Origin of the sequence: Streptomyces sp. NPDC035033, assembly GCF_040636735.1 — a bacterium.
Classification (GTDB): domain Bacteria; phylum Actinomycetota; class Actinomycetes; order Streptomycetales; family Streptomycetaceae; genus Streptomyces.
The window spans coordinates 1-2,536 of sequence record NZ_JBEZUZ010000206.1 but is presented as its reverse complement, the minus strand read 5'-3'; the positions used below and the strand labels follow the sequence as shown (position 1 = coordinate 2,536).

At 77.4% G+C, this 2,536-nt stretch carries 3 protein-coding genes; all 3 read right to left on the bottom strand.

Annotation, left to right across the window (positions count from 1 at the left end; all coding sequences use genetic code 11):
• Positions 1–79: 79 nt before the first annotated feature.
• On the bottom strand, positions 80–886 hold the full coding sequence (locus tag AB0E83_RS35385) for a serine protease (protein WP_362120923.1): 807 nt from the start codon (positions 884–886) through the stop codon (positions 80–82).
• 61 nt (positions 887–947) lie between these two features.
• On the bottom strand, positions 948–1,850 hold the full coding sequence (locus tag AB0E83_RS35380; RefSeq protein WP_362120921.1) for a hypothetical protein: 903 nt from the start codon (positions 1,848–1,850) through the stop codon (positions 948–950).
• 10 nt (positions 1,851–1,860) lie between these two features.
• Positions 1,861–2,536 (bottom strand): biotin/lipoate A/B protein ligase family protein (locus AB0E83_RS35375; RefSeq protein WP_362120919.1); only part of this gene is annotated, 676 nt, incomplete at its 5' end.

The window sequence follows — 2,536 nt, the reverse complement described above, 5'->3', positions numbered from 1 at the left end:
GCCCCCGCGGCCCCGCCCCCCCCCCCCCCCCCACGGCTCGTTCCCGTTCCGCCGCGGGTCCCCCCGCGTCGCGGGCCGCTCAGGCGGCGGGCGGCCGGAGGCCCGTCGTCCGTTCGAGCCAGGCCAGATGGGCCGTGATCCTGGTGTTCACCGCGGGGGAGTCCGTGGCACAGCCGCGGCCGTAGGAGACCAGGGCGGCCAGGACGGGGCGGCCGGTGGGATCGCGGTGGACGAGGGGGCCGCCGGAGTCGTACACGCAGGTGTCGCGGCCGGGGGACCAGGTGCAGAGCTGGGCCGGGGTGAGGCCGTCGACGCCGCGGAGCGCGCACGCGGGGTTGGAGAGGGTGTCGAGGGTGACCGTCCGCAGGACGGGGGAGGGACCCCGGCCGAAGGCGGTCGCCCCCCAGCCCGCGGCCTCCAGCCGGGTGTGGGTGAACGATTCGCCAGGGGCGGGGAGGGGGACGGGACGCACGCCGGCGTCGGCGCGGACCGGGGCCGCCAGGGTGATCACGGCGAGGTCGTCGTGCTGGGTGCGGCGGTCGTAGCCGGGGTGGAGCGTGAAGCGCGCGGGGCGGGCCACGCGCGCGTACCGGGACTCCGTCGCCGTGCGCAGGTCGTGCTCGCCGAGGAGCACCGCGACCCGGCGGGTGTCGGCGTACGCACCGGTCAGGCAGTGCGCGGCCGTCAGGACGTGCCGGGGGCCGATCAGCGCGCCGCCGCAGAACTGCCGGTGGCGCTCGACGTCCACCAGCGCCGCCACGTACGGGTGGGCCCGCGGGGCCGCCTCCCGGCCGCCGACGATCGCGCCCGCCTCGCGCGGGGCGACCGGCGCCGCCGCCAGGAACGCCCCCAGGAGCGCCGCCGTCAGTGCTCTCGCCCGTCCCAAGGTGCCCTCCGTGGCGTCGACGCAGCGTGTCCGTGACGTCAACGAGCCGGAGCGGGGCAGGTCACCCGTCCGCGTCGGGCCGCCAGCCGGGGACGTACGCGGCGGCCGCCGCCTCCCAGGCCGGGGGACCGCCCGCCAGCGGCCAGGCGCGGGTCGGGCCGGCGGCGTCGGCGACCGAGGCCAGCTCGCGCGCCAGCCGGCGGGCCTCGTTCGCCGCCCGGACCGCCCGCAGGGGACCGTCCTCCAGCGCCGCCGTCCGCTCCACGTACGCCGCCACCGGGCGCTCCGCGCACAGCTCCAGCCAGGCCGCGTCGGCCGCCCGGGACAGGACCAGCACCTCGGGCCGGCCGCCCTCCGCGAGCGCCGCCGTCAGCCGGTCGTGGCCGTCCAGGACCACGGGGACGTTCAGCCCGCTGATCCACCAGGCGAACACCGGCGGCAGCACGCCCTCCCGGTACTGGCGGCGGTACGCCTTCACCCGGGGCGCGTCCGGGACCGAAAGGGCCCGCAGCGGCAGCAGGTCGCGGGCGTCGCCGTCCGGGTCGCCGTACCCGAACCAGGTGAGGTGCCCCCGGTCCGCGTCGTACGGCAGCAGGTGCGCCCAGTGGCGCTCGACGAACCAGCCCGAGGCGTCCGGCGCCAGCCGCCACGCGCCCGCGTGCAGCGGCCCGGCGTCCGCCGCCCGCAGCTCCGCCTCCGCGTGCGCCGCCCACCGCTCCGTCCACGCCTCGGTGCGGGGCGCCGCGAACTCCGCGTACGCCCGGGCCCGTCCGGCCCGCAGCGGCGCCAGCGGCGACGCGTACCGGCCCGTCCGCGCGTAGTGCACGCCCCGGTGGGTCACCCGCTGCCGGGCGAAGAGCACCGGCACCGCTCCCCGCCCGCCGCTCTCCTGCACCAGCACCAGACGGCGCCCGTCGGCGCACTCCATCCGCAGCCCGGGCCGCACCGGGAGGTCCACACGCACGGAAAAGACCCTAGGGCACCCGGGCCGTCCACTCCGGGGACGAGAACTTGGACTCCGCCAGCTCCTCGGCGAGGGCCAGCTCCCGCTCGGTCACCCCGCCCTCCGTCAGGCCGTACCGCCGCCGGAAGGAGGCGACCATCCGCTCGATGACCGCCTCGCGCGACAGGCCGGTCTGGCGGCGCAGCGGGTCGACGCGCTTCTTCGCGCTCCTGGTGCCCTTGTCGGACATCTTCTCCCGGCCGATGCGCAGGACCTCCAGCATCTTGTCGGCGTCGATGTCGTACGACATGGTCACGTGGTGCAGGACGGCCCCGGGCCCGCCGTCCGGGCCGAGCACGCGCTTCTGGGCGGCGCCGGCGATCTTCCCGGCCTCGGTGGCGATGTCGTTGAGCGGCTGGTACCACGCCTTGATCCCCATGTCGCCGAGCGCGCCCAGGACCCAGTCGTCGAGGTAGGCGTAGCTGTCGGCGAAGGAGAGCCCCGACACCAGGGACTCCGGCACGGACAGGGAGTAGGTGATGGTGCTCGCCGGCTCCACGAACATGGCCCCGCCGCCGGAGACGCGGCGCACCACGGTCATCCCGTGCTTCGCCGCCCCCTCGGGATCCACCTCGTTCCGCAGCGACTGGAAGCTGCCGATGACCACGGCGGGCGAGGCCCACTCCCAGACCCGCAGGGTGGGGGCC